Here is a 24,737-nt window from a genome sequence, read left to right as displayed (position 1 = left end):
GCTGCTTGCCGCATCCCTGATGACCGGAACGGCACTTGCCCAGACCGTGCTGAAATCGTCCGACACGCACCCCGACGGATATCCGACCGTCGAGGCCGTCAAGTATTTCGGTGAGCTGGTCAAGGAGCGCACGGCCGGCCGTTATGCGGTCGAGGTCTATCACTCGGCCCAGCTCGGCGAGGAGAAGGACACGATCGAGCAGGTGCGTTCGGGCGTCATCGAGCTCAATCGCGTTTCCATGGCGCCCTTCAACGGCACGGTGAAGGAAACCATCGTTCCGGCGCTGCCCTACATCTTCCGCTCGGAAGACCATATGCACAAGGTGATGGACGGCGCCATCGGCGACCAGATCAAGGCGGCGTTCGAGCCGGCCGGACTGGTGGCGCTGGCGTTCTACGACGCCGGTTCGCGCTCTTTCTACAACAAGCAGAAGCCAATCAATTCGGTGGCCGACATGAAGGGGCTGAAGTTCCGCGTCATCCAGTCGGACATCTTCGTCGACATGGTGGCGGCCCTCGGCGCCAATGCGACGCCGATGCCTTATGGCGAAGTCTATTCGGCGATCGAAACCGGCGTCATCGACGGTGCCGAGAACAACTTCCCGAGCTACGACACGGCGAAGCATTTCGAGGTGGCGAAGAACTTCTCGCTCGATGAACACACCATCCTTCCGGAAGTGTTCGTGATGAACAAGGCCGCCTTCGACAAGCTGACGCCGGAAGACCAGGCGATCTTCAAACAGGCAGCCAAGGACAGCGTCGCCAAGCAGCGCGAATTGTGGGCCGCCAAGACCGCCGAGTCGCGCTCCAAGGTGGAGGCGGCAGGCGCCAAGATCACCAGCCCGGACAAGCAGAGCTTCATCGACGCCATGAAGCCCGTCTACGAAAAGCACATCACCGATCCGGTGCTGAAGAAGCTGGTCGAAGACGTTCAGGCCGTGCAGTGACGCAGTCGATGGACAGGTCGTGATCCGGCCTGTCCATTCTTCTTGGAAAGCAAGAGACCATGCCTGCAAGACTGGAAAGAACGGCCAAGGCACTGTCCTGGCTGAGCACGCTGTCGCTCTGGCTGGCCGGCGCCGGCCTGGTGGTGATGACGGCGATCGTCGCCTGGCAGGTGTTCTGCCGCTACGTGCTGAACGACTCGCCGAGCTGGACCGAACCCGGCGCCGTCATGCTGATGAGCTGGTTCATCTTCCTGGGCGCCGCCGTCGGCGTGCGCGAGAACTACCATATGGGCTTCGACGTGCTGCTCTATGTCGTGCCGAGCGGCGGCAAGGCCTGGCTGCGCATGATCTCCGACACCGTCGCCTTCGCCTTCGGCGTCGGCATGGTCTGGTACGGGTCACAGCTCGTCATGCTGACCTGGAATACCACGCTGCCGTCGCTGCGCATCTCGGGCGGCTGGGACTACGTGCCGCTGGTCGTCGGCGGTGCCCTGGTCTGTCTGTTTTCGCTGGAGCGCATGGTGCTGAGGCTGGCGGGGCAGCCGATCGACGACATCCTCGACGAATTGCCGCCGGCGGAAGTCGCCGCCGAACTCGACACCGCCAAAGTGAAGGCCTGACGCGATGGAAATCCTGATCCTCTTCGGTGTCTTCACCCTGTTGATGCTGATCGGCACGCCGATCGCCTTCTGCCTCGGCGTGTCTTCCTTCGCCACGGTGCTCTATATGGGCCTGCCGCCGCTTGTCGTCTTCCAGCGGCTCAACTCCGGCATGAGCGTGTTCTCGATGCTGGCCATCCCGTTCTTCATCTATGCCGGCGACCTGATGGTGCGCGGCGGCATCGCGCAGAAGATCATCGCCTTCGCGGCCTCGCTGGTCGGCCATATCCGCGGCGGCCTCGGCCAGGTCAACATCGTCACCGCGACGCTGTTCGGCGGCATTTCCGGCTCTGCGGTGGCGGAGGCAGCGGCTGTCGGCGGCGTCATGATCCCGCAGATGAAGCAGCGCGGCTATGGCGCCGACTACGCCGTCAACGTCACCTCGATGGCGGCGCTGATCGCGCTGATGCTGCCGCCCTCGCACAACATGATCATCTATTCGATCTCCGCCGGCGGAAAGATCTCGATCGCCGACCTGTTCACCGCCGGCGTCATCCCTGGCCTGCTCTACGCCGCCGCCCTGATGGTGACCGCCTATTTCGTCGCGCGCTCGCGCGGCTATCCGACCGAGCCGTTTCCGGGGTTTGCCAAGGTTGGCCAGTATTTCCTGATCTCGATCCCCGGCCTGCTCCTGATCGGCATCATCTTCGGCGGCGTGCGTTCGGGCGTGTTCACCGCCACCGAAAGCTCCTGCATCGCCGTGCTCTACGCGCTCGCGGTCACCACCTTCGTCTATCGCCGCATGACCTGGAACGACTTCGTGCACGCCACCTTCGGCGCGGTGCGCACCACGGCGATGGTGCTTCTGATCATCGGCATGGCAGCCGCCTTTTCCTGGCTGATGGCGTTCATGCGCGTGCCGGCATCGCTGATTGCCTGGATGAACACGATCTCCGACAACCCGATCATCATCCTGCTCTTGATCAATGTGCTGATGCTGGTGCTGGGCACCTTCATGGACATGGGGCCGACCATCATCATCTGCACGCCGATCTTCCTGCCGGTGGCGGTAGCCTATGGCGTCGACCCGGTGCATTTCGGCGTCATCATGATCCTGAACTTCGGCATCGGGCTGAACACGCCGCCGGTGGGGGCAGTGCAGTTCGTCGCCTGCGCGGTCGGCAAGATCTCGGTGTGGGAGGCGATGCGCTCCATCTGGCCCTTCTATGCCGCCGGCCTCGTGGTATTAGGCCTGGTCACCTACATACCCGCGCTCTCGCTCTGGCTGCCGAGCGTATTCAGATAGGCATCTAAATCATGGCATCAGAAACCGTCGAAGACCTGCGCATCGAACGCAAACCCAAGCTCGCCGAGCGCGTGGTGGCGACCTTGCGCGCCCAGATCGTCAGCGGCCAGATCATGCCCGGCCAGAAGCTGCCGACGGAAGGGCAGATGACGGAGACCTTCGGCGTTTCGCGCACCGTGATCCGCGAGGCGATGGCAAGCCTTGCCGCCGACGGCCTGGTGGAATCCAGGCAGGGCGCCGGCGTCTTCGTGCTCGAGCACCCGGCGCTGACCTTTTCCTCCTTCAGCCAGGAGATCAAGAAGGTCAGCCAGGCGATCAACGTGCTGGAAGTGCGCATGGGCATCGAGATCGAGAGCGCGGGGCTGGCCGCCATGCGCCGCAACGCCGCGCAGGAGGCGCTGATCCAGGAAGCCTTCTTCGAATTCGACCGCCTGCTGCATCTCGGCGAACCCACCGGCAAGGCCGACTTCGCCTTCCACCGCGAGATCGCCTCGGCCACCAACAATCCGTTCTATGTCGAGATCCTCGATGCGCTCGGCGACCGTACCATCCCCTGCGACCGCGCCTCGCCCTGGTACTCGGTCGAGGTGCTGTCGAACGAATATCTGACCGGCCTGCAACGCGAGCATCTCTCGATCCTGCAGGCCATTTCCGCCGGAGACGCGGATGCGGCCCGCGCAGCCATGCGCGCGCATCTGATCGCCGCGCAGGATCGCTACCGCCAGCGCCTCACCACCCAGCAGTCGGACTATCTGGCCGCCGAGAAATCACCAAAGAAGCCCTGACCGTAATCCAGAAAGAGCATCCCGACATGACAGCCACCAGCTATTCGTCCCGTTATGCCATCGACCCCAATGCCGCGGCGGCCATGGGCACGGACGAGTTGCGCCACAACTTCCATATCGGCGATCTCTTCCATGCCGGCGCGGTCCATCTCACCTACACCCATTACGACCGCATGGTCGTCGGCGGTGCGGTCCCGCTGGACAGCCCGCTCACGCTGGAGGCGATCAAGCCGACCGGGACGAAGAACTTCCTCGACCGGCGTGAACTGATCGCCGTCAACATCGGCGGCGCCGGCACCGTGCAGGCGGGCAGCGAGACCTTCCATGCCGGCACGCGCGACATGGTCTATGTCGGCAAGGGCACCGAAGCGGTTTCCTTCGCCTCGGCCGATCCGCAGAACCCGGCGAAGTTCTACCTGCTGAGCGCGCCCGCGCATCAGGAGCTTCCGTCAAAGCTGATCCGCATCGCCGATGCCAGGCGGCTCGACCTCGGCAGCCAGCAGACCTCGAACGAACGCTCGATCTTCCAGTTCATCCATCCCGAAGGCGCGAAGACCTGCCAGCTGGTCGTCGGCATGACGCAGCTGGCGCCGGGCTCGGTGTGGAACACCATGCCGTGCCACGTCCATGACCGGCGCATGGAGGCCTATCTCTATTTCGATCTCGCCGAGGGCGCGCGCGTGTTCCATCTCATGGGCGAACCGGACGAGACCCGCCACATCGTCATGAAGAACGAGGAGGCGGTGCTGTCGCCGGGCTGGTCGATCCATTCCGGGGCGGGCACGTCCAACTACGCCTTCATCTGGGCGATGGCGGGCGACAATGTCGACTACACCGACGTCGATCCGGTCGATATCGGCGAACTGCGGTGAGCGATCTTTCCGCCTTCAGCCTGGAGGGCCAGCGCATCCTGGTGACCGGCGCCAACACCGGCATCGGCCAGGGCATCGCCATTTCTGTCGGCAAGGCCGGCGGTGCCGTTCTGGGTGTCGGCCGCTCGGCCATGGATGAGACCGCCGCTCAACTCGCGGCAATCGGCGCTTCCTTTTCGCCCATCGCCTGCGACCTTGGCGATCACCAGGCCGCGGCCGCGATGCTGGACGCGGCCTGGGAGGAACATGGGCCGATCGACGGCATCGTCAACAATGCCGGCATCATCCGCCGTGCCGACGCGATCGACTTCACCGAAGAGGATTGGGACGACGTCATGGACGTCAACCTGAAATCCCTGTTCTTCCTGACCCAGGCTTTCGCCCGCAAGGTGCTGGCCGCCGGCCGCACGGCGCGCGTCGTCAACATCGCCTCGCTGCTGTCCTTCCAGGGCGGCATCCGGGTCGCGTCCTACACCGCCTCCAAGCACGGCGTGCTCGGCATTACCCGGCTGCTCGCTTGCGAATGGGCCGCCAGGGGCATCAACGTCAACGCCATCGCGCCCGGCTATATCGTCTCCAACAACACCGAGGCGCTGCGCAACGATCCCGACCGCAACGCCGCCATCCTCGGCCGCATCCCGGCCGGCCGCTGGGGCGAACCAGGCGACATCGGCGACGCCGCCGTGTTCCTGCTGGCGCCGGCCTCGAAATACATGCATGGCGCGGTGGTGCCGGTGGACGGCGGCTGGCTTGCGCGTTGAAGGAGTGTCGATCGTGAAAGAGACCGAGATGTTTTCCCGCGCTGTCGACCGCGAATGGACCGCCACGCCGGACGGCAACCGCCGCCGCGTGCTGGTCCATACCGACGAGCTTATGGTGGTCGAGTTCGGCTTCGACAAGGGCGGCGTCGGCGCCCTGCATTCGCATCCCCATGTGCAGGCGAGCTATGTTGCGGAGGGACGCTTCGAGGTGACCATCGACGGCAGGGTGGAGACGCTCGATGCGGGCGATAGCTTCATCGTGCCGTCGAACCTCGTCCACGGCGTGCGGGCACTCGAGGCGGGCCGTCTCGTCGACAGCTTCACCCCGCACCGCGCCGATTTTGTTTAGCCCAACAGCCTGTAGGGTGTTCCCGTTTTTCACGGAAAGCGGAAACGCTCCAACTCTTTGTTTTACGCAATTCCGGACGGGAACCGTTACACATTCCCTGGAATTGCTCTGGCGTGGATCCGACGGTGACAATCAGCGTTGGCAGCAAATGAAGTCCGTCATCCTCGACCTCTGAGCGACCGAAGGGAGCGAAGAGTGTCGGGGATCCATTCCGGAACATGGACGCAGGCGCAGCGGTCCAAGCATCAATTTTGCCCGATCGGCCGGAGTTGGTTCCGTTTCCATCAGCGTTCTTACCATCAGTGTTCCGGAATGGATCCCCGACACTCTCCAGTCGCTTCGCTCCTTACGAGGTCGAGGATGACGAGGGTAAAGGGCGTCTCGGCCAATCTCCAACGATGGTGCCGACGCCGACGCCCCTGGCGGCACTGTGGGTACGCGGCGTTGTCTCCAAGCTTGGCATCTCAGCAGGTGGCCGCTTCCGTGAAACGGTGAAGCGATCTAGCGCGAACCGATCGAACTGACGGGCGTCGAACGCTGGTGCCCGTTCCACGGATCGAATTTCCCAAACATTTTTTTCCAGACGCATGGAATATTCCGGTCGCGGCGCTCGTCTCCTCTGACACAAAAATTGGAGGAACGAATGATCAGCAGACGTCTGATGCTCAAGACTGCCGGTTCGGCTGCTCTTGGAGCCGCCGGAGGACTTGCTTTTTCGGGGCTGGCGGCACGCGCCGCCGAAATCGCCACCTTGCCGTTTGCCAATGGCGAACGTCCGCTGGTGAAATATCCGGGCAAGCGTGCGCTGATCGGGCAGACCGCGCGGCCGCCGCAGCTTGAAACGCCATTCAGCGTCTTCAACGAAGGCCTCATCACACCCAACGACGCTTTCTTCGTGCGCTATCATCTGTCCGATGTTCCGCTCGACATCGATCCCGCAGCCTATCGCATCGAGGTCAAGGGCCTTGTCGAAAAGCCCGTGTCACTTTCCCTCGATGCGTTGAAGTCGCTGCATGATCCGGTCGAGATGGTCGCCGTCCATCAATGCTCGGGCAACAGCCGCGGTTTCTTCGAGCCGCGCATGGGCGGTGGCCAGCTGGGCAATGGCGCCATGGGCAATGCGCGCTGGAAGGGCGTGCCGCTGAAAGCCGTGCTGGACAAGGCAGGGGTCAAGCCAGGTGCCGTGCAGGTGTCGTTCGGCGGGCTGGATGGGCCACCGCTGGCGGAAACGCCGGATTTCGCCAAGGCGCTCGACATCGACCATGCCCGCGACGGCGAGGTGATGATCGCCTACGCGATGAACGGCGAGGACCTTCCGTGGCTCAACGGGTTCCCCGTGCGGCTGGTCGTGCCGGGCTGGTACGGCACCTATTGGGTCAAGCACCTCAACGAGATCACGGTGCTGGACAAGCCGCTCGACAATTTCTGGATGAAGACCGCCTATCGCATCCCCGACAACGATTGCGCCTGCACCGAACCCGGCAAGCCGGCTGAAAAGACGGTTCCCATCAACAGGTTCAAGGTGCGCTCCTTCATAACCAGCGTGATGGAGGGCGACAAGGTTCAGGCGGAAGCGCCGCTCAAGCTGCGCGGCATCGCCTTCGACGGCGGTTCCGGCATCAAGGAGGTGGCCGTGTCGAGCGACGGCGGCAAGACCTGGCAGCCGACCGCCCTGGGCGAGGATCTTGGCAAATATTCCTTCCGTGAATGGACCGCCACCGTGAAGCTCGCCAAAGGCGAGCATGAGTTGCGGGTGCGCGCCACCTCCAACGAGGGCAAGACGCAACCTGAAAAGCAGCCCTGGAATCCTTCCGGCTACATGCGCAACGTCATCGAGACCACCAGGGTCGTCGCGGCTTGAGGAGGAAGATCATGAAATTCGTTTCCATCAAGGTCCTCGTCGTCGCCGCGGCCGCCATGCTGGCCGGCGGTTATGCCTTGGCCGATAGCTATGAATTGCCGGACGAAACCGCCGAGTTCAGGCCGGGGCCGGGTGTCGAACTGGCGCAGACCAACTGCACGGCTTGCCATTCCGCCGATTACATCAACACCCAGCCGCCCCGGATGGGGGCTTCCTTCTGGGAGGCGGAAGTCAAGAAGATGAAGAAGACCTATGGTGCGCCTATTGAGGATGCAGACTTGAAAGGCATCGCCGATTATCTTTCCGCGACCTATTGAGAAGGACGCTGTAAGATCGAACACCGTAACCCAGCGCCCCGGGGCAGCCGCTTTCCTTTTCCATGGAGCGATGTCCGAGCGGGAAGCCAGGAAAGGAACGATGCTGACGCGCGCACGCTTTGAGGAGCGCATCACGCGCCATCAGCAACGGCTCTACGGCTATGCGGTCGCCATTACCCGCGACCACGACCGTGCGCGCGATCTGCTGCAGGATTGCCTGGTGCGCGCGGCCAGCGCCCGTGATCGTCCTGTAGCGGAACCCGCCTTCCGTGCCTGGCTCTTCACCATCATGCGCAACCTCTGGATAGACCAGATCCGCGCCGATCAGCGACGTTCGCAGGCCAATGAAACACTGTGCGACATGATGTTGGGCATGCCCGTTTCGCTCGAAAGCGTGACGGTGGAAACATTCGCGCTCAGGCAGGCATTCGAGCGCCTTTCGCACGACCACCGGGAAGTGCTGGCGCTGGTCGATATTTCCGGATTCAGCTACCAGGAGGCCGCCGACCTGCTGAACGTTCCGCGCGGTACGGTGATGAGCCGGATCAGCCGCGCACGCGAGGCACTGGGAAAGCTGCTGGTCGACGAGGCACCGCGTGTCGTCCCCTTTTCAGGAAACGCAAGAAAAGCATGAACGATATCGATCGCGATCTTGAGGCGCTGAATGCCTATGTGGACGGCGAATTGTCACCGGATGCGCAACGGCTGATGAGGGACCGCCTGGCCACGGACCCTGCTCTTGCCCATCGGTTCGAGCAGCTGGCACGATTGAAGAAACAGGTGCAGGGCCTCGGCTCGGAAATCGCGGTCGTGCAACTCCCGTCTCCCGGAGCGCGCATTTCGCCCGTCGGGATGGCCATCGCCGCGGCGGCGTTCTGCCTGATCTTCGCCGGCGGCTGGCTCGGCGCCGTGGCCTTTTCCAATCTCCAGACGCGGGCCTCCCCGGAAATCGCCCGGGCGCTTACCTTGCACGACCAATGGTCGGCCAAGGTCATGAATTCGTCCGTGCCGGCCACGCGCATCGATGACTTCCAGGCACCGGAATTGACCAAGGCGGACCTGACACTGGTGTCGTTGCGATCGGACGTGGGTATCTCCGGCATGCAGGCGATCCAGGCAAGTTATCAGGGACCGCATGGGTGCAGGCTCAGCCTGTTCCGCATTCCGCAAACGGGCGCGGATCAGGGTTTGCGCATCACCGACGACGGAAATGTCCAATCGGCCGTTTGGGCGAGCAAGTCGTTCCTCTATATAGCCGTGGCTCGCAGGCTGAACGCAACGCGTTTCGCGGTTCTGGCCGACGCGATGCAGGCCATGACGGCCAAGCCGGTCGATTCCACGAGGCCGGACATGATGGCGGCACTGGAAGGGGCCCACCAACCCTGCACGGGATGAGGCGACAGGGGCTGTCTCCGCCTGGAAAAGGGGTCTGAACGGTCAGCCAGTTTTGTTCTCCAGCGTTCCGGAATGGATCCCCGACACTCTCCAGTCGCTTCGCTCCTTCCGAGGTCGAGGATGACGGATTTCATGTGCTGTCGTGGCTAACGATCATCGTCGGCGCCCTGGAGTGACCTCGGATGTCGTCGTCAACGTTCGAGATTTGCCGGGGCGCTTTTACCTTCGTCATCCTCGACCTCGAAGCGACCGGAGGGAACGGAGAGTGTCGGGGATCCATTCCGGAACGTGGACAAAGCGCAGCAGTCCGTGCCCATCGTTTCGCACTTCGCTGCCGGCAAAGAGAACCAACGCCCCTCCATGACGGGCTCATGACAAACATCAGCTGAACCTATTCCACCATAGGATAAATAGATTTCACTTATCGTACTCCCCTCATCTAGAGTGGCTCATGGACGACGCGTGCCGGCATTCTCTGGGCCTGCACATTCTGAAAACGGCGTCCCAATGCATCGCAGAATGTGTCACCAGACGGGGAACTTTAATCATGAAATCTCGCACCCTATCCGTGCTTGCAGCGCTTGCCGCAACCTTCGTTGCCTCGACGGCGATCGCCGAGACCAACCTGACGGTCTACACTGCCATCGAGGCCGTCGACCTCGACCGCTACAAGGCAACCTTCGAGAAGGCCTATCCCGACATCAAGATCAACTGGGTGCGTGACTCCACTGGGGTGATGACAGCCAAGCTGCTGGCCGAGAAGGACAATCCGCAGGCCGATGTCGTTTGGGGCCTTGCCGCCACCTCGCTGCTGCTTTTGAAGAGCGAAGGCATGCTGGAGCCTTACGCGCCGGCCGGCGTCGACAAGCTCGACAAGCGTTTCGTCGACAGCGCCAATCCGCCGTCCTGGACCGGCATGGATGCCTATGTCGCCGCCATCTGCTTCAACACCGTGGAAGCGAAGAAGCTCGGCATCGCGGCGCCGAAAAGCTGGAAGGACCTGACCAAGCCTGAATTCAAGGGCCATGTCGTGATGCCGAACCCGAACTCCTCGGGCACCGGTTTCCTCGACGTCTCGGCCTGGCTGCAGATGTTCGGCGAGAAGGACGCCTGGGCCTTCATGGACGGCCTGCACCAGAACATCTCCGCCTACACGCATTCGGGCTCCAAGCCCTGCAAGATGGCCGGCGCCGGCGAGACGGTGGTCGGCGTTTCATTCGAATTCCCCGGCGCGAAGGCGAAGTCCGCCGGCGCGCCGATCGACATCATCTTCCCGGAGGAAGGCTCCGGCTGGGAAGCGGAGGCCACGGCCATCGTTGCCGGCACTGCCAATATCGAGGCCGCCAAGAAGCTGGTCGACTTCGCGGTCTCGAAGGAGGCCAACGAGATGTACAATGAAGGCTACGCCGTGCTTGCCTATCCGGGCATCGCCAAGCCGGTCGAGCACCTGCCTGCCGATGTCGCCGACCACATGATCAAGAACGACTTCGAGTGGGCGGCCAACAACCGCAAGGCGGTGCTGGCGGAATGGGCCAAGCGCTACGACGCCAAGTCCGAGCCGAAGAGCTGAGCATTCCAGCCGGGCGCCGCCAGAAGCGGCGCCCGTTTTGCAAGAGCAATTCCAGCAAAAGTGTGTAGCGGTTTTGCGTCCGGAATTGCGTGGAAACAGATGGGCCGCGAGATGAAACACGAGACCGTCACCGGAGCGGCCGCCGCTCCGATGCACTTTGAGCCGCAAGCCCCCGCGAAGCCCAGCTATCTGGCAATCGATCAGCTGTGGAAGGCGTTCGGCGATTTCGTCGCGCTGAAGGGCGTGTCGCTGGACATCAGGGAGGGCGAGTTCGTCTGTTTCCTCGGGCCGTCCGGCTGCGGCAAGACCACCTTGCTGCGCGCCATCGCTGGCCTCGACCTGCAGACGCGCGGTACAATACGGCAGGCGGGCAGGGACATTTCCAACCTGCCGCCGTCGAAGCGCGACTACGGCATCGTCTTCCAGTCCTATGCGCTGTTCCCGAATCTGACGATCGAGAAGAACATCGCCTTCGGCCTGGAGAATGCCCGGCGGCCGAAACAGAAGATCCAGGCCCGCGTCGCCGAACTGCTCGCTTTGGTCGGCCTCTCGGAACAGGCGAAGAAATATCCGGCCCAGCTTTCCGGCGGTCAGCAGCAGCGCATCGCGTTGGCTCGCGCCATGGCCGTCTCTCCGGGCCTGCTCCTGCTCGACGAGCCGCTGTCGGCGCTCGACGCCAAGGTGCGCGTCCATCTGCGCCACGAGATCAAGGAGCTGCAGCGCAAGCTCGGCGTCACCACCATCATGGTCACGCACGATCAGGAGGAAGCGCTGTCGATGGCCGACCGCATCGTGGTCATGAACCACGGCGTGATCGAGCAGGTCGGAACGCCGACCGAGGTCTACCGTCATCCCAACACCCTGTTCGTCGCCGACTTCATCGGCGAGACGAACCAGTTCCCGGCAAGGATGCTTCAGAACGACACGGTCGGGCTCGCCGGTACGGAACTGGTCTGCGCATCATGCGAGGTGGCGGCGGGCAGCGACGTGACGGCGGTGATCCGACCGGTCGATATCATTCCCCATTCGCTCGACGGGCGCGAGGACATCAAGACCCCGCAAAATCTGGTCGAGGTCACGGTCGAGGAGATGGAATTCCTCGGCGCTTTCTGGCGCTGCCGCCTGTCGTCCCCGCGCTTCGGCGAGCGTGTGCTGATCGCCGATTTCTCGATCAACGCGGTCCGTCGCCTGGGGATCGAGAAGGGCGGCGCCATGCGGGTCGAGCTGCCGCAGAACCGCGTGCTCGTGTTCCCGAAGGCGAGTTGAGATGAGCGCCGCAGCTCTCGTCCTTCCAACTGGGCGCGCGCCGCGCCTGCAACTGTCGTCCGACGATGTCGTCAAGCGCGGGCTGATGCTGGTCATCGCGCTCTATCTCGTGCTGGCGCTGGCCGCGCCGCTCTACGTGCTGTTGTCGAAGTCGATGTCGACCTACCGCTTCGACCTCAACGCCTTCGAGATTACGCGCAGCGACGAAAGCGGAACCGCCTTCGGCCCCGCGCGCACCGTCGCAGCACTCAACGCCGACGCGAAGGCGATCCCGGACGACCAGCTCGACACCGGCTCCGACGGGCGGCTGTCGCTGACCAAGCTCTACGAGGATTTCAGTTTCCGCAGCCCGGTCAAATACCGCATCCGTGGCACCACCGATGATGCCGCCTTCCTGGTCGGTTCGGACCTCAAGCGCGGCACCGACTGGGTGGAGGTCGATTCCAACACCTTCCGCCGCGTGGTGCTGCGGCCCGCCCGCACCGTCGGCTTCGACAATTTCGTCGCCTATTTCTCGACGCCCTCGCTGGCGCAGGCGATCTGGAATTCCGTGCTGATGGGCGCGATCAGCACGATTTTGGTCATCGCCATCGCCTTCGGCCTTGCCTATGCGATGAACCGCAGCCGCATGCGCCTCAAGGGCCTGTTCCGGCTGATCATGACGGCGCCGATCCTTGTGCCGTCGCTGCTGCCCGGCATCGCGCTCGTCTATCTGTTCGGCAACCAGGGCCTGCTGAAAAGCTGGATGATGGGCCATTCGATCTACGGGCCGATCGGCATCGTCATCGGCTCGGTCTTCTTCACGCTGCCGCATGCGCTGCTCATCATCTCGACGTCGCTCAGCGTCGCGGATGCCCGCCACTACGAGGCAGCCGCCGCACTACGCGCCACCAAATGGCGTACCTTCTGGACCGTGACCGTGCCCGGCGCGCGCTACGGCGTCATCTCGGCGGCTTTCGTGGTCTTCACCATGGTCATCACCGATTTCGGCCTGCCCAAGGTCATCGGCGGCCAGTACAATATGCTCGCCGTCGACATCTACAAGCAGGTCATCGGGCAGCAGAATTTCGAGATGGGGGCGGTGGTGTCGGTACTGCTCATCATCCCGGCCATCGCCGCCTTCTTCGTCGACCGCACCATCCAGAAGAAACAGGTGGCGCTCTTGTCGGCCCGCTCGGTGCCTTACGAGCCGAAGCCGAATCCGGGTTTCGACTGGGGCTGCTTTGCCTATTGCGCACTGATCGCGGCCTTCATCCTGACCATGATCGGCGTGTGCCAGCTCGCCGCCATGGTGAAGTTCTGGCCCTATGATCTCACGCCGAGCCTGAAGAATTTCCGCTTCGACCTGATGGACGGCGGTGGCTGGGCCTCCTACCACAACTCCATCAAGATGGCGCTTCTGACCGCTGTCTTCGGCACCATCATCGTCTTCACCGGAGCTTATATGGTGGAGAAGAGCGATGGCTTCCGCGCCGGGCGTTCCCTGTTCCAGTTTCTCGCCATGTTGCCGATGGCTGTGCCCGGCATGGTGCTCGGCCTGGCCTACATCTTCTTCTTCAACAACCCGGCCAATCCGATGCATGTCATCTATGGCTCGATGGCCATCCTGGTGATCTGCACGATCACCCATTTCTACACCGTCTCCCATCTCACCGCGCTGACGGCGCTGAAGCAGATGGACCGTGAGTTCGAGCCGGTCGCCGCTTCGCTGAAGCAGCCCTTCCACAAGCTGTTCTTCCGCGTCACGCTGCCGGTCTGCCTGCCGGCGATCCTCGACATCTCGATCTATCTGTTCGTCAACGCCATGACGACGGTGTCGGCCGTGGTCTTCCTCTATTCGACGCAGACGCAGCTCGCCTCGGTGGCCGTGCTCAACATGGACGATGCGGGCGACGTCGCGCCGGCAGCCGCCATGGGCATGATGATCTTCTACACCAACATTGCCGCTCGCCTGATCCACGCGGCCGTCTCGCGGTTTTTGCTTTCACGCACACAGGTCTGGCGGGGGAGGTAGGATAGTTGTCGGTCGGGCAGCTAGTCTGTAGCATATCGGCAAGAACCCCACTCAGGTGAAGAATGGCCAGAGGATATCGCGACGTGGAAAGGGGTTCATCGTGCTTATCGTCGACTTTTTGCAGTGTTCGTTCCGATGGCCGATAGAGAAACGATAAATATTTTGCGCCAAGGTGTTGCAACCATCGTGCTGATTCACGATTATTAGAATGCCCTCTTTGGTTGAGGGAGACGGGTGTCATGATCAATCGTTTTGCAGTTCCAGTCGTCAAAAGCGACTCCGTTCAGTTCCCGCCGCGTCCTCCTCAAGGACCGGTGGACATGAATGCATTGCGGGCTGAAATCATGAGCAAGTTCCCTAAGATCCGGGCAGAGCTTGCAAAATGAACCTGTGTGGCTTCCGGCAGAGGAAGTCATAAAAATAAATCAGGACGAAGTGGCAGCAACCGGGGAGCCTTATCAGCTTCTCAGTCGAAATTTGCTTGAAAGCGCGGTAGCCAGTCCAATCAATCATTATCTCTACGACGGCGAGATCGATATCTTGCGTCTTGCCGTCATTCTGATTGTTGCGATCGCGCGTGACCATCCATTTGAGCAAGGCAATAAACGCACAGGGTGGACGGCGGGGATGATGTTCATGGCCCTGAATGGCTATGACATCACATGGGATTCGGAAGAGATCGCCCAAGAACTCGTAAAACTGATCAGTGGCGATATCACGATGCAACGGTTTGAAGAGCAAATCTTCTACTTTGTCACCAACAGATGAGTGCCGGTTACACCCGATACCGCTCTTCGGCTGGCGAAGTTCTTCGCCCCACAGTTCTGAACATGCAGCCTTCGATCTCGCCGCCGAAGCCGCTGCGAAGAAGGAAGAGATCGCGGCCCTCAGCCCGCGCCCTGCTTGGCCACCTCGCGATAGACGATCTCCTGCTGCGGGTACGGAATCGAGATGCCTTTCTCGTCGAAGGCGAGCTTGGCTGCCTTGGTCATGTCGAACCGTGTCGTGAGGTAGTCCGCTGCCGACGTCCAATATCTTAGCGTCACGCTGACCGAACTTGCGCCGAGTTCCGAAACCGATGCGCTGGGCGCCGGCTCACGCAGGATGCGTTTGTCCTTCGCGGCAAGGTCCAGCATGGTTTTCTGGGCCAGGTCGATATCGTCGTCGTAGCCGATGCCGATGATCAGGTCGTTGCGGCGCACCTTGTTGCGATTGAAGTTGTAGACCGGCTCGCTCCACAGCGTGGAATTCGGGGCCAGGATATACACGCCTTCGATGGTGCGCAGCCGCGTGGCGAAAAGACCGATATCCTCGACTGTGCCCTTGACGGTACCGGCCTCGATATATTCGCCGACACGCAGCGGCCTGAGCGCCAGCAGCATGAGGCCTGCGGCGATGTTCTGCAGGGTGCCCTGCAGCGCCAGGCCTACAGCCAGCCCGATCGCGCCGATGGCGGCAATGATCGAAGCCGTCTGGACCCCGAACTGGCCGAGCACCATGACGATGAAGAGCGCCAGCACCACATAGCGGCCGATCTTTGCAAAGAACTGCGCCAATGTCTGATCGAAACCCGGAACACGACCGATAGCGCCTTTCAGCGCACGCTCGATCACCCCCGCCAGGAAATAGCCGAGAAGGAGCAGGATGATCGCGCCCAGCACCGAAAAGGCGTAGGTCACGGCCAAACCGCTCAACTGCTGGAATCCGGTTTGAAAGGCGTCGATCGCCTGTCGCGTTTGGTTCTCCATCGTATCTCTCCCTCCTGCAGATGACACCGACAATGCAGCCTCGTGCTGAATGAATCGCGTGTCGCAACGCGAGCTAAGCGTTCGAATGGGGCCTCAGTCGGGCGGCAGAATCCCAAGGTGCAGGAACGATGCGGCGCGCGGCAGTCATCTTTTCGGAACCGTCTTCCAAAAATCGACGTTGGGTTAGCACAGCTGTTACTCCCAGCAGTTGCCAAATAGGAGGACGTTCCATGAACGTGAAGATGCTTACCATGGGCGCGATGGCGCTTGCGTTGATGACGGGCTCGGCGCTCGCCGCCGGTGACAAGGGCACTTCCGCGCTCGATGATTCAGCGAAGATGGCGCCTTTCTACACCGATGCCGACATGAAGACGATGAAATCGGAAGTCGACTTCAAGGCAGCGTGGATGGCTCTGACCGATGAGGACCGCGCCAGCATGATGAAGGATTGCGGCGACGAAGTCATCGCCAAGCAGCACGACAATTTCTGCAAGATGACGAAGCAGCTCGGTGGCGCGAACTGATTGTTCGCGCGTTGCGGCGCACTGCGGAACAGGTTGCCGACTGACGGGGGAGCGTTCGGGTTTCCCTGTCTGCCCGCCTTGGCAGCAAGGCGGGCATTTTTACGCATGCACACTGCCGGGCGCTTAACCGGAGGCGTCCTATGCTTGAAGCCCATCGGCAGCAGGAAACGGGTGGCGGCGATCGGGTTTGGACTTCACATCGGATGCACAAACCGAATGGAGCCAGCCTCGAATGACCTGCGACTGCACCGATGCCATGCCGCTTCTCGAGCGCATGTTTGAAGTCGAACTGGGATTTCTCAGATCGGAGGAGAAGGATGTCGAGAGCCTCGCCAGGGCCTTTCATCCCGATGTGGTCGTGCACGAACCCGCATCCTTGCCCTATGCCGGAGACTGGAAGGGGCTGGAAGGGATCGCCGCTCTGCTCGGCAGGATGAGCGAGGTCTGGAGCGACATGGCGGTCGCGGACATGACGGCGGCCCGCGTCGAGGACACCGTGTTCATGGCGTGCACGCTGAAGCTCACCTCGCGCGCCACCGGCGCCGTCATCGAACAGCCTTTCGCCGAGGTCCTCCACTTCAGGAACGGGCTGCTGCTCGACGGCACGCCGTTCTATTACGACACCGCCGGGATCGTCGCGGTCGTGTGACAGCAGCCCATGCCGGAACGACAGGGCGGGAAAACCGTGCTGCCTGTTCAGGGTGCAAGCAGCACATCGATCCGTGCACGCGTGCGCGCCACGCCCTCGACGATCCGGTCCTTGTCGATCGAGGAATAGCCCATGCGGAAGAAGCGGCAGGGGCCGGCGGCGTCGGGGAAGAAGGGCGAGCCGGATTCGATCAGCACGCCGTCCTGTCTCAGCTCCGCCATCAACAGGTCCGCATCGAGCCCTTCGGGACCTTCCACCCAGAATGACGTGCCGCCGAAGGCCGAGGAGCCCGCTATGGTGAAGCCATAGCGCTTCAGCGCATCGGCCATGACGATGTGGCGTTTGTGGTATTCGCCGCGCATGCGGTGCAGCACCGCATCATGGTGGCCGAGCGCCAGGAAGTAGGCGGCGGTGCGCTGCAGGTGGCCGGGCGGGTGGCGCAGCATCAGCGCCCGCAAGGCCCGCGCCTCGCGGATCACCGGCGCCGGCGCCACCAGATAGCCGAGCCTCAGGCCGGGAAACAGCGACTTCGAGAAACTGCCGATGTAGAACACCCGGCCGCTGCGGTCGAAGGCCTTCAGCGCCGGCGAGGGCGGCGCCAGGAAACTCATCTCGAACTCGTAGTCGTCCTCGATGATGATGAAGTCCTGCTCGGCGGCCGCTTCGAGCAGGCGCGCCCGCCTGTCGATCGGCATGGTCGCCCCGGTCGGCGAATGGTGGCTGGGCGTGACGAACACCGCGTCGACGTCCGCCGGTATCGCCTCCGGCGGCAGGCCTTGCCTGTCGACGTTGATCGCCGTCACGCGGGCACCGCTCAGCATCAGTGCAGCACTCATGTCGGGATGGCACGGGTTCTCGCACACGGCGTGCGCGCCCATGGCCAGCAAAAGCTGGTTGACGATCCACAGCGCGTTCTGCGCTCCCACCGTCACCAGGATTTCGTCGGGATGCGCCCGGATGCCTCGGCTGGGCAGGGTGCGCGAACAGATGTAGTTGACCAGGAGCACGTCGTCGGCGGCGGCGAAGTCGCCGGCCATCAGCTCGAAATCCTCGCGCGCCAGCGCCCGCCGCGCGCAGTCGCGCCATGCATTGAGATCGAACAGGGAAGGGTCCATCTGGCCGTACAGGAACGGGTAGGGGAAGCGTCGCCAGTCCAGCGGCTTCTGCATCTGCTTGGCGACGATGAAACTGGACCGCAGCTTCGCCGACCAGTCGATGGCGTCGTCCGCGGCCTCCGGCGTCTCGGCCGCGATCAGCCTGATCGGTGGATTGTCCGATATGCGATAGGCGCTGCGGCTCGCCGCATCGACATAGCCCTGCGAAGCAAGCTCCTGATAGGCCAGCGTCACCGTGATGCGCGATATGTTGAGATAGTCGGCCAGCTTGCGCGTCGACGGCAGCTGCGCGCCGGGCTGGATGCGGCCGGCCAGCACCGCCGACACCACCGTCTCGCGGATCTGCGCCTGCAGGCCCACCCGGCTGGCGCGGTCGAGGAAGAACACCGTTTCGGAAACCGTCGGATGCGCCATGGGAGCCTTTGCAGTGATCTCAAGAACGCGCTGATTTCATAGGGGTCATGAAGGCCGTCCTGGACTGTATCGTATCGTCGACGTTCCGGAACGGATCCCCGACACTCTTCGGTCGCTCCGCTCCCTGCGAGGTCGAGGATGACGGAGCTCCCTTTTCGTCTGCACCAGTCTCCAGCGCAGGTGCCAGGCGCCCACGGTGACAGTTGGCGCGGACCTCACGGCAGTCCGTCATCCTCGACCTCGTAAGCGACCGCAGGGAGCGGCGAGTGTCGGGGATCCATTCCGGAATGCAGAAGGAATGGGCACGGAAAGCTCTGTTCACTCCAGCCGCACATGTCCATCGCATGTTTGAACTGGAATCATTCAACTTCCAAACTGGATATAAGGCAATCGGGGGCGCTCATTTAACCCTATGATGCAGAACCAAGACCGGCGCCAAAGCCGGCGAGTTCCCGGAACCAACCGGAAGCTATCAAAACAAAAGAGGGTAACAATGAACGCATTCAAGCATCTCAAGCATTTTGCGGGCGCCGTCTCGCTCGCCGCCGGCCTTTTCCAGGCAAGTCTCGCCTATGCCGAGGAGACCGTCGTCGTCGGCTATCAGCAGATCGTCGGGCCGTTCGTCACCGCCATCGCCGACGGCCGTTTCGACAAGGCCGCCAAGGAAGCCGGCTACACCATCGACTGGCGCCAGTTCTCGTCTGGCGGCGACATCTCCACCGCGCTCGCCTCCGGCAATGTGCCGGTCGGCGTCCTCGGTTCGACAGGCACGGCAGCTGCTGCCACCCGCGGCGTCGAGCTCGAACTGTTCTGGATCCTCGACAACATCGGCAAGTCGGAAGCGCTCGTCGTGCGCAACGGCTCGGGCATCGAGAAACCGGAAGACCTCAAGGGCAAGAATGTCGGCGTGCCCTTCGTCTCGACCTCGCACTTCCATCTGCTGGTCGGCCTCGAACAGGTCTGGAAAGTCGATCCGCGCGAGGTCAACATCCTCAACATGAAGCCGCCGCAGATCATCGCCGCCTGGCAGCGCGGCGACATCGACGCCGCCTATGTCTGGCCGCCGGCGCTGACGGAACTCACCAAGACCGGCAAGACCATCGCCGATTCCGAAACCATCGGTGCGGCCTCTGTGCCGACCTTCGACGGCCTTGTCGCCGACAAGAAATGGGCCGCCGACAATCCGAAATTCATGGCTGCCTTCACCAAGGTGCTGGCCGAGGCCTATGCCGACTACAACAAGAACAAGGCGAGCTGGACGGCTGACTCCGAACAGGTCAAGGGCATCGTCAAGATGATCGGCGGCGATGGCGCCGGCACGGTCGAGGCGTTGGGCCTTCTGTCCTTCCCGGATGTTGGCGAACAGGCCTCCGAGACCTGGCTCGGCGGCGGCGCACTCAAGGCGCTGACTGAGAGCGCCAAGTTCCTCGTCGCCCAGAAGCAGATCGACAAGGCACTCGACGACTACACGCCCTTCGTCAATGCGAGCTATGCCAAGGAGGCGTCCAAGTAGGTCCTGACCCAGTTCGGCCGTCGGTCGAGGCCGGCGGCCGCCTTTCTTTCCAGAGCAATTCCAGCAAAAATGTGCAGCGGTTTTGCATCCGGAATTGCGTAAAAACAAAGAGTTAGAGCGTTTTCGTCAAAAACGGAAACGCTCTGGCGAAATCCGCGAAAGGCATCGGCGCGATGGAAACCCTCAACGTCAGCAATGTCAGCCTGACCTACCCAGGCCTCTATTCAGACCAGGCAGTGATCGCCCTCAAGGGCGTGAGCCTTGAAGTCAAAAGCGGCGATTTCGTCGTCGCGCTCGGCGCTTCCGGCTGCGGCAAGACCACGCTGCTCAACCTCATGGCCGGCTTCATGGCTCCGACCGACGGCGACATCACGCTGGGCGGCAACCAGGTCGTCGGCCCCGGCGCCGAACGCGGCGTCGTCTTCCAGAAGCACGCGCTGCTGCCCTGGCTAAACGTCATCGACAACACCGAATTCGGCCTCAAGCTGCGCGGCGTCGACAAGAAGACGCGGCGCGAGATCGCCACGAAGAACCTGGCGCTGGTCGGCCTGCAGGACTTCCACAAGCACATGATCTACCATTTGTCGGGCGGCATGCAGCAGCGCGTCGGCATAGCCCGGGCGCTGACCTGCGATCCCGCCATGCTTTTGATGGACGAGCCGATGGCGGCGCTCGACGCGCTCACCCGCGAGACCATCCAGGAACTGCTGCTCGAGGTCTGGCAGCTCACCAACAAGATGTTCTTCTTCATCACCCACAGCGTCGAGGAGGCGCTGTTCCTCGGCTCCCGGCTGATCGTCATGTCGCCGCGGCCAGGCCGCATCACCCACACCTACGAGCTCGATTTCAATCGACGCTTCCTCGAGGAGGGAAACGCCCGTGCAATCAAGTCCAGCCGCGATTTCATCGACATGCGCGAACAGATCCTCGGCATCATCTACGGCGACGAGCGTCAGGCCGGCAGCCCGGAACACCTCCATGCTTGAGCGCCTCTCCAGGGCCCGGCCGGTCACGCCCGGCAAGATCTACGGCGCGCCCGGCGACGGCGCCAGCGGCCACATCAGCCTGATCACCGCGTTGGTGCTGTTCGGGCTCTGGCTGCTGGTCACCGAGATGGGCTGGGTCAGGCCATTGTTCCTGCCGTCGCCGCTCGCCGTCTGGGGCAAATTCGTGCTGGCCATGACCGAAGGCGTTTCGAACTCGACGCTGACGCAGCACACGCTGGCCAGCCTCGGCCGGGTGCTCGGCGCCTTCGTCCTGGCGCTGGTCACCGCCGTGCCGGTCGGCATTCTGATGGGCGTCAACCGCACCATTCGCGGCCTGTTCGATCCGATCATCGAGTTCTACCGTCCGCTGCCGCCGCTCGCCTACCTGCCGCTGATCATCATCTGGCTGGGCATCGGCGAGTTCCCGAAGGTCTTCCTGATCTATCTGGCGATCTTCGCGCCGATGGCGATCGCCGCCCGCGCCGGGGTGCGCTCCGTCTCGACCGAGCAGATCCACGCCGCTTATGCGATGGGCGCCACCCGCACGCAGGTCATCACCCAGGTGATCCTCAAGGCGGCGCTGCCCGAGATCTTCACCGGCATGCGCATCGGCATCGGCGTCGGCTGGACCACGCTGGTGGCGGCCGAGATGGTGGCCGCGCATCGCGGTCTCGGCTTCATGGTGCTGAACGCGGCCGAATATCTGGCCAGCGACACCGTCATCATGGGCATCATCGTGATCGGCATCTTCGCCTTCGCCTTCGATCTCCTGCTGCGCTACCTCGAGAAGATCCTGATCCCCTGGAAGGGCAAGATCTGATGACGATGCCGGATCACCCAGCTACCGCGCCGCCAAGGTAGGCGCCCCACACCCATGCGGATGACGTTCAATCGGCCGGCTCCACCGGCCACGGCGGAGCCATGTCCGGCGTCGCCCCGAAGACCCCCATGACAAGATACGAGGACTGCACCATGGCGCTGACCGCCGATGACCTTGCCAAGCTGTTCGATGCCTTCAACCGGCACGACATCGATGGCGTGATGAGCTTCTTTTCCGACGACTGCGTCTTCAACGCCGTCGGCGGCCCGGAGGCCTACGGCACGCGCTTCGAAGGCCCTGATGCCATCGCCAATGCCTTCAGCGGTGTCTGGAAGGCGATGCCCGACGCCCACTGGGCCCATCACGGTCATTTCGTCCACGGCGACCGCGCCGTCTCGGAATGGACCTTCACCGGCACCAATGCCGACGGCAGCCGCATCGAGGCCGAGGGCTGCGACCTGTTCACGCTCGCCGGCAACAGGATCGTGCGCAAGCAGGCCTTCCGCAAGAACCGGCCGCTGATCGCAGCGGGCGCCTGACAGGATTCGGGGGAGGATCGGGCCATGGAACAGCAACTTGTCACGTCGGCGATGCGGCGCAAGCCGTTCGACCCTGCCTATGATCCGGTGCACGCGCCGAACCCCGGCGACGGCAAGGACTATGCCCCCACCTACTGGATCGCCACCGCCGGTCCGGAGCCGGAAGACGACGGCCCCGTCACGCAGGATATCGACGTCGACGTCGCCATCGTCGGCTCCGGCTACACCGGCCTGTCCTGCGCCATCCATCTCGCCCGCGAGCATGGCATCAAGGCCACCGTGCTCGAAGCCAATGGCGTCGCCTGGGGCTGTTCGACCCGCAATGGCGGCCAGGCCCAGATCTCGGCCGGCCGGCTGAAGCGCTCGCAATGGATCGAGCGCTGGGGCGTCGACGTCGCCCGCAAGCTGCATGCCGAGATCGCCGAAGCCTTCGACCTATTCCGCGGCCTGATCCGGGAGCCGGAGATCGACTGCGATCCGCAGGATGGCGGCCACCTCTACATCGCCCATCGCGACAAGGTGCTGCCGGCGCTGGAGAAGGAGACCCGCCTGCTCAATGAGGTGTTCGGCTACAAGGCCCGCATGGTCGGCCGCGACGAGGTGCACAGCGATTTCGTGCGCGACGCCGAGGCGAGGGGTGCGATGTATGAACCCGACGGCATGGGCATCCATGCCGCGAAACTGGCCTTCGGCTATCTGAAACTCGCGCGCAAGCTTGGCGCGAAGGTGCACACATCGAGCCCGGTGCTCGGCAGCGCGCTGAAAGGCGGCGTGCATCATCTCAGGACGCCCGGCGGCACGGTACGGGCGCGCACCGTCTGCATCGCCACCGCCGGCTACACCTCGCCCGGCATGCACAAGCTGACCCGGCACCGGCTGATGCCGATCCTGTCCAACTCGGTCGTCACCCGCCGGCTGACGGAGGATGAATGCGAGGCGCTGAACTTCAAGGCGCGGATCCCGCTCACCGACACGCGCACCTTGCGCCACTATTACCGCATGCTGCCCGACAGGCGCGTGCAGATCGGCAGCCGCAGCGCCATCACCGGCCGCGACGCGGTCAATCCCAAGCATCTCGCGCTGCTGCTGGAAGGCCTCTACCGGAAGTTCCCCATCCTGCGCGGCATCGAGATCGACTATTCCTGGTGGGGCTGGGTCGACGTCAGCCACGACATGATGCCGCGCATCTTCCAGCCCGACCCCGGCCAGCGCCTGTTCTACGCCCTCGGCTACGGCGGCAACGGCGTGATGTATTCGGCCCAGGCCGGCCGCCGCATGGCGCAGATGGTCGCCGGCAAGGGCGGCGGGCTCGACCTGCCGATCTTCACCTCGCCGCTGCCCAGCCACGGTCTTTTGACGCCGTTCCGGCGCCTCGGCCAGTGGGGCATGTACCGATGGTACTATCTCAACGACGAGATCCTGTAGTGGCACCGCAATTCCAGCAAAAGTGTGCCGCGGTTTTGCGTCCGGAATTGCGGGGAGAAGAAGCCCAATTCCAGCAAAAGTGTGCCGCGGTTTTGCGTCCGGAATTCCGCAGAAACGCCTCAGAAAGTCTTGGCCAGCTTGCGCGCCGCCGCCTGGAGCACGGGCACATAGCGTTTCGCCTTCTCCAGCGACAGGCGCGCTTTCGGGGCGTGGCAGGCGAGCGTCGCCACCACGCGGCCGGTTGCATCCAGCACCGGTACGGCGATGGCGATCAGGCCGACCATGAACTCCTCGCGGTCGGTGCTGTAGCCGTTGCGCAGGATCTCGGCGAACTCGGCTTCGAGCGCATCGGCCGACAGAAGCGTCGCGGGGGTGAGCCGCTCGAAGGTCATCAGGCCAAGCAGCTTCTGCCGCTGCTGCTCGTCCAGATGGGCAAGCAGCAGCTTGCCGCTGGCCGTGCAATGCAGCGGCACCCGCGCACCCGGCTCCAGGTGGACGCGCAGCGGCCAGTTGGACTCGACACGCGCCAGATAGATGGCGTCGGTGCCGGAGCGCGCCACGAAATTGCAGGTCTCGCCCGTCACGTCGACGACCTGCCGCAGGATGGCATGGCGCTGCGTGCCGACACCCGAGCCGACGATGGTGAGACCCATCTTGAACAGGCGAGGGCCGACCGAATAGTGCCGCCTGTCGGGTTCGCGAAACAGGAAGCCTTCCTCCACCAGGCGCTGGCAGAGCCTGTGCAGCGTGGCCTTCGGCATGTCGATCTTCGAGGCGAGTTCGAGCAGCGTCACCGGCCGCTCGGAAAGGCCGACGACCTCGATCAGGTTGAGGCTGCGGGTGATGGCCGAGTTTTCCATGCAGCGTTCCTTGTCTCACTCAGTGAGATTGCTTCTGGCTTGATTAGCCATCACAGCATGAAAATTCAATTCAAATCTCAGTGTGTGAGATATTTCATCTCGT

At 63.0% G+C, this 24,737-nt stretch carries 26 protein-coding genes; 23 read left to right on the top strand and 3 right to left on the bottom strand.

All coding sequences use genetic code 11. From position 1 onward, the window contains the following. Nucleotides 1-19 precede the first annotated feature (19 nt). The 16 genes from AO692_RS21295 (at nt 20) to AO692_RS21225 (ending at nt 14,809) form a co-directional block, all read left to right on the top strand. Nucleotides 20-946: a TRAP transporter substrate-binding protein gene (locus AO692_RS21295; protein WP_054312409.1), complete on the top strand. Its 927-nt coding sequence runs from the start codon at nt 20-22 to the stop codon at nt 944-946. Nucleotides 947-1,005: 59 nt separating this feature from the next. After that, complete coding sequence (locus AO692_RS21290; RefSeq protein ID WP_054312053.1) at nt 1,006-1,566, top strand: TRAP transporter small permease; 561 nt, start codon at nt 1,006-1,008, stop codon at nt 1,564-1,566. Nucleotides 1,567-1,570: 4 nt separating this feature from the next. Further along, complete coding sequence (locus AO692_RS21285) at nt 1,571-2,851, top strand: TRAP transporter large permease (protein ID WP_054312052.1); 1,281 nt, start codon at nt 1,571-1,573, stop codon at nt 2,849-2,851. A gap of 11 nt (nt 2,852-2,862) precedes the next feature. Beyond that, nucleotides 2,863-3,636, top strand: a complete 774-nt coding sequence (locus AO692_RS21280) for a FadR/GntR family transcriptional regulator (protein WP_054312051.1) — start codon at nt 2,863-2,865, stop codon at nt 3,634-3,636. 26 nt (nt 3,637-3,662) lie between these two features. Further along, the gene (gene kduI / locus AO692_RS21275; protein WP_054312050.1) at nt 3,663-4,508 is read left to right on the top strand and encodes a 5-dehydro-4-deoxy-D-glucuronate isomerase; all 846 of its coding nucleotides are present in this window, start codon (nt 3,663-3,665) and stop codon (nt 4,506-4,508) included. Continuing rightward, the gene (kduD, locus tag AO692_RS21270; protein WP_054312049.1) at nt 4,505-5,269 is read left to right on the top strand and encodes a 2-dehydro-3-deoxy-D-gluconate 5-dehydrogenase KduD; all 765 of its coding nucleotides are present in this window, start codon (nt 4,505-4,507) and stop codon (nt 5,267-5,269) included. Before kduI ends, kduD begins: the two co-directional genes overlap by 4 nt. A gap of 28 nt (nt 5,270-5,297) precedes the next feature. After that, a complete protein-coding gene (locus AO692_RS21265) occupies nt 5,298-5,618 on the top strand; it encodes a cupin domain-containing protein (protein ID WP_152979943.1) in 321 nt (106 codons plus the stop codon). 643 nt (nt 5,619-6,261) lie between these two features. Further along, complete coding sequence (locus AO692_RS21260; RefSeq protein ID WP_054312048.1) at nt 6,262-7,479, top strand: molybdopterin-dependent oxidoreductase; 1,218 nt, start codon at nt 6,262-6,264, stop codon at nt 7,477-7,479. A 56-nt stretch (nt 7,480-7,535) separates the two neighbouring features. After that, nucleotides 7,536-7,796 carry a cytochrome c gene (locus AO692_RS21255; protein WP_244483455.1) on the top strand — a complete coding sequence of 87 codons (261 nt, stop codon included), beginning with the start codon at nt 7,536-7,538 and terminating at the stop codon, nt 7,794-7,796. Nucleotides 7,797-7,896: 100 nt separating this feature from the next. After that, on the top strand, nt 7,897-8,430 hold the full coding sequence (locus AO692_RS21250; protein ID WP_054312046.1) for an RNA polymerase sigma factor: 534 nt from the start codon (nt 7,897-7,899) through the stop codon (nt 8,428-8,430). Next, nucleotides 8,427-9,191, top strand: a complete 765-nt coding sequence (locus AO692_RS21245; protein ID WP_054312045.1) for a hypothetical protein — start codon at nt 8,427-8,429, stop codon at nt 9,189-9,191. The genes AO692_RS21250 and AO692_RS21245 overlap by 4 nt, the downstream gene beginning before the upstream one ends. 547 nt (nt 9,192-9,738) lie before the next feature. Beyond that, nucleotides 9,739-10,761, top strand: a complete 1,023-nt coding sequence (locus tag AO692_RS21240; RefSeq protein ID WP_054312044.1) for a putative 2-aminoethylphosphonate ABC transporter substrate-binding protein — start codon at nt 9,739-9,741, stop codon at nt 10,759-10,761. Between the two features lie 150 nt (nt 10,762-10,911). Further along, the gene (locus AO692_RS21235; protein ID WP_152979942.1) at nt 10,912-12,027 is read left to right on the top strand and encodes a putative 2-aminoethylphosphonate ABC transporter ATP-binding protein; all 1,116 of its coding nucleotides are present in this window, start codon (nt 10,912-10,914) and stop codon (nt 12,025-12,027) included. Between the two features lies 1 nt (nt 12,028). Continuing rightward, nucleotides 12,029-14,041: a putative 2-aminoethylphosphonate ABC transporter permease subunit gene (locus AO692_RS21230; RefSeq protein WP_054312043.1), complete on the top strand. Its 2,013-nt coding sequence runs from the start codon at nt 12,029-12,031 to the stop codon at nt 14,039-14,041. A 239-nt stretch (nt 14,042-14,280) separates the two neighbouring features. Continuing rightward, the gene (locus AO692_RS33175) at nt 14,281-14,427 is read left to right on the top strand and encodes a hypothetical protein (RefSeq protein ID WP_161808098.1); all 147 of its coding nucleotides are present in this window, start codon (nt 14,281-14,283) and stop codon (nt 14,425-14,427) included. Beyond that, nucleotides 14,417-14,809: a type II toxin-antitoxin system death-on-curing family toxin gene (locus AO692_RS21225; protein WP_082407475.1), complete on the top strand. Its 393-nt coding sequence runs from the start codon at nt 14,417-14,419 to the stop codon at nt 14,807-14,809. Before AO692_RS33175 ends, AO692_RS21225 begins: the two co-directional genes overlap by 11 nt. A gap of 119 nt (nt 14,810-14,928) precedes the next feature. Here AO692_RS21225 and AO692_RS21220 read toward each other — a convergent pair whose 3' ends face one another. Further along, nucleotides 14,929-15,789 (bottom strand): mechanosensitive ion channel domain-containing protein, encoded by an 861-nt coding sequence (locus AO692_RS21220; protein WP_054312041.1) that lies wholly within the window; start codon nt 15,787-15,789, stop codon nt 14,929-14,931. 230 nt (nt 15,790-16,019) lie between these two features. Here AO692_RS21220 and AO692_RS21215 point away from each other — a divergent pair, with 230 nt between their 5' ends. Then, nucleotides 16,020-16,313, top strand: coding sequence for a hypothetical protein (locus AO692_RS21215; RefSeq protein ID WP_054312040.1), 294 nt, complete (start codon nt 16,020-16,022; stop codon nt 16,311-16,313). A gap of 232 nt (nt 16,314-16,545) precedes the next feature. Beyond that, nucleotides 16,546-16,962, top strand: coding sequence for a nuclear transport factor 2 family protein (locus AO692_RS21210; RefSeq protein WP_244483435.1), 417 nt, complete (start codon nt 16,546-16,548; stop codon nt 16,960-16,962). A gap of 47 nt (nt 16,963-17,009) precedes the next feature. On the opposite strand, the gene AO692_RS21205 is transcribed toward AO692_RS21210, so the two are convergent. Then, nucleotides 17,010-18,491 carry a PLP-dependent aminotransferase family protein gene (locus tag AO692_RS21205; RefSeq protein WP_054312039.1) on the bottom strand — a complete coding sequence of 494 codons (1,482 nt, stop codon included), beginning with the start codon at nt 18,489-18,491 and terminating at the stop codon, nt 17,010-17,012. 493 nt (nt 18,492-18,984) lie between these two features. Here AO692_RS21205 and tauA point away from each other — a divergent pair, with 493 nt between their 5' ends. The 5 genes from tauA (at nt 18,985) to AO692_RS21180 (ending at nt 23,774) form a co-directional block, all read left to right on the top strand. Then, on the top strand, nt 18,985-20,004 hold the full coding sequence (tauA, locus tag AO692_RS21200; RefSeq protein ID WP_054312038.1) for a taurine ABC transporter substrate-binding protein: 1,020 nt from the start codon (nt 18,985-18,987) through the stop codon (nt 20,002-20,004). Between the two features lie 173 nt (nt 20,005-20,177). Then, nucleotides 20,178-20,990, top strand: a complete 813-nt coding sequence (locus tag AO692_RS21195; RefSeq protein ID WP_054312037.1) for a taurine ABC transporter ATP-binding protein — start codon at nt 20,178-20,180, stop codon at nt 20,988-20,990. Then, on the top strand, nt 20,983-21,810 hold the full coding sequence (locus tag AO692_RS21190) for an ABC transporter permease subunit (RefSeq protein ID WP_054312036.1): 828 nt from the start codon (nt 20,983-20,985) through the stop codon (nt 21,808-21,810). The genes AO692_RS21195 and AO692_RS21190 overlap by 8 nt, the downstream gene beginning before the upstream one ends. 158 nt (nt 21,811-21,968) lie before the next feature. Then, nucleotides 21,969-22,349 (top strand): nuclear transport factor 2 family protein, encoded by a 381-nt coding sequence (locus AO692_RS21185; RefSeq protein WP_152979941.1) that lies wholly within the window; start codon nt 21,969-21,971, stop codon nt 22,347-22,349. 24 nt (nt 22,350-22,373) lie between these two features. Continuing rightward, on the top strand, nt 22,374-23,774 hold the full coding sequence (locus AO692_RS21180) for an FAD-binding oxidoreductase (protein WP_054312034.1): 1,401 nt from the start codon (nt 22,374-22,376) through the stop codon (nt 23,772-23,774). A 119-nt stretch (nt 23,775-23,893) separates the two neighbouring features. Here the strand turns inward: AO692_RS21180 and AO692_RS21175 are convergent, their stop codons facing one another. Further along, nucleotides 23,894-24,634, bottom strand: a complete 741-nt coding sequence (locus AO692_RS21175) for an IclR family transcriptional regulator (protein WP_054312033.1) — start codon at nt 24,632-24,634, stop codon at nt 23,894-23,896. Nucleotides 24,635-24,737: the final 103 nt, after the last annotated feature.

It is taken from the genome of Mesorhizobium sp. 1M-11 (assembly GCF_001303895.1).
In the GTDB taxonomy this organism is placed as follows: Bacteria; Pseudomonadota; Alphaproteobacteria; order Rhizobiales; family Rhizobiaceae; genus Mesorhizobium.
Note: the sequence above shows the minus strand (reverse complement) of the source record. Positions and strands in the feature narration are given on the sequence as shown.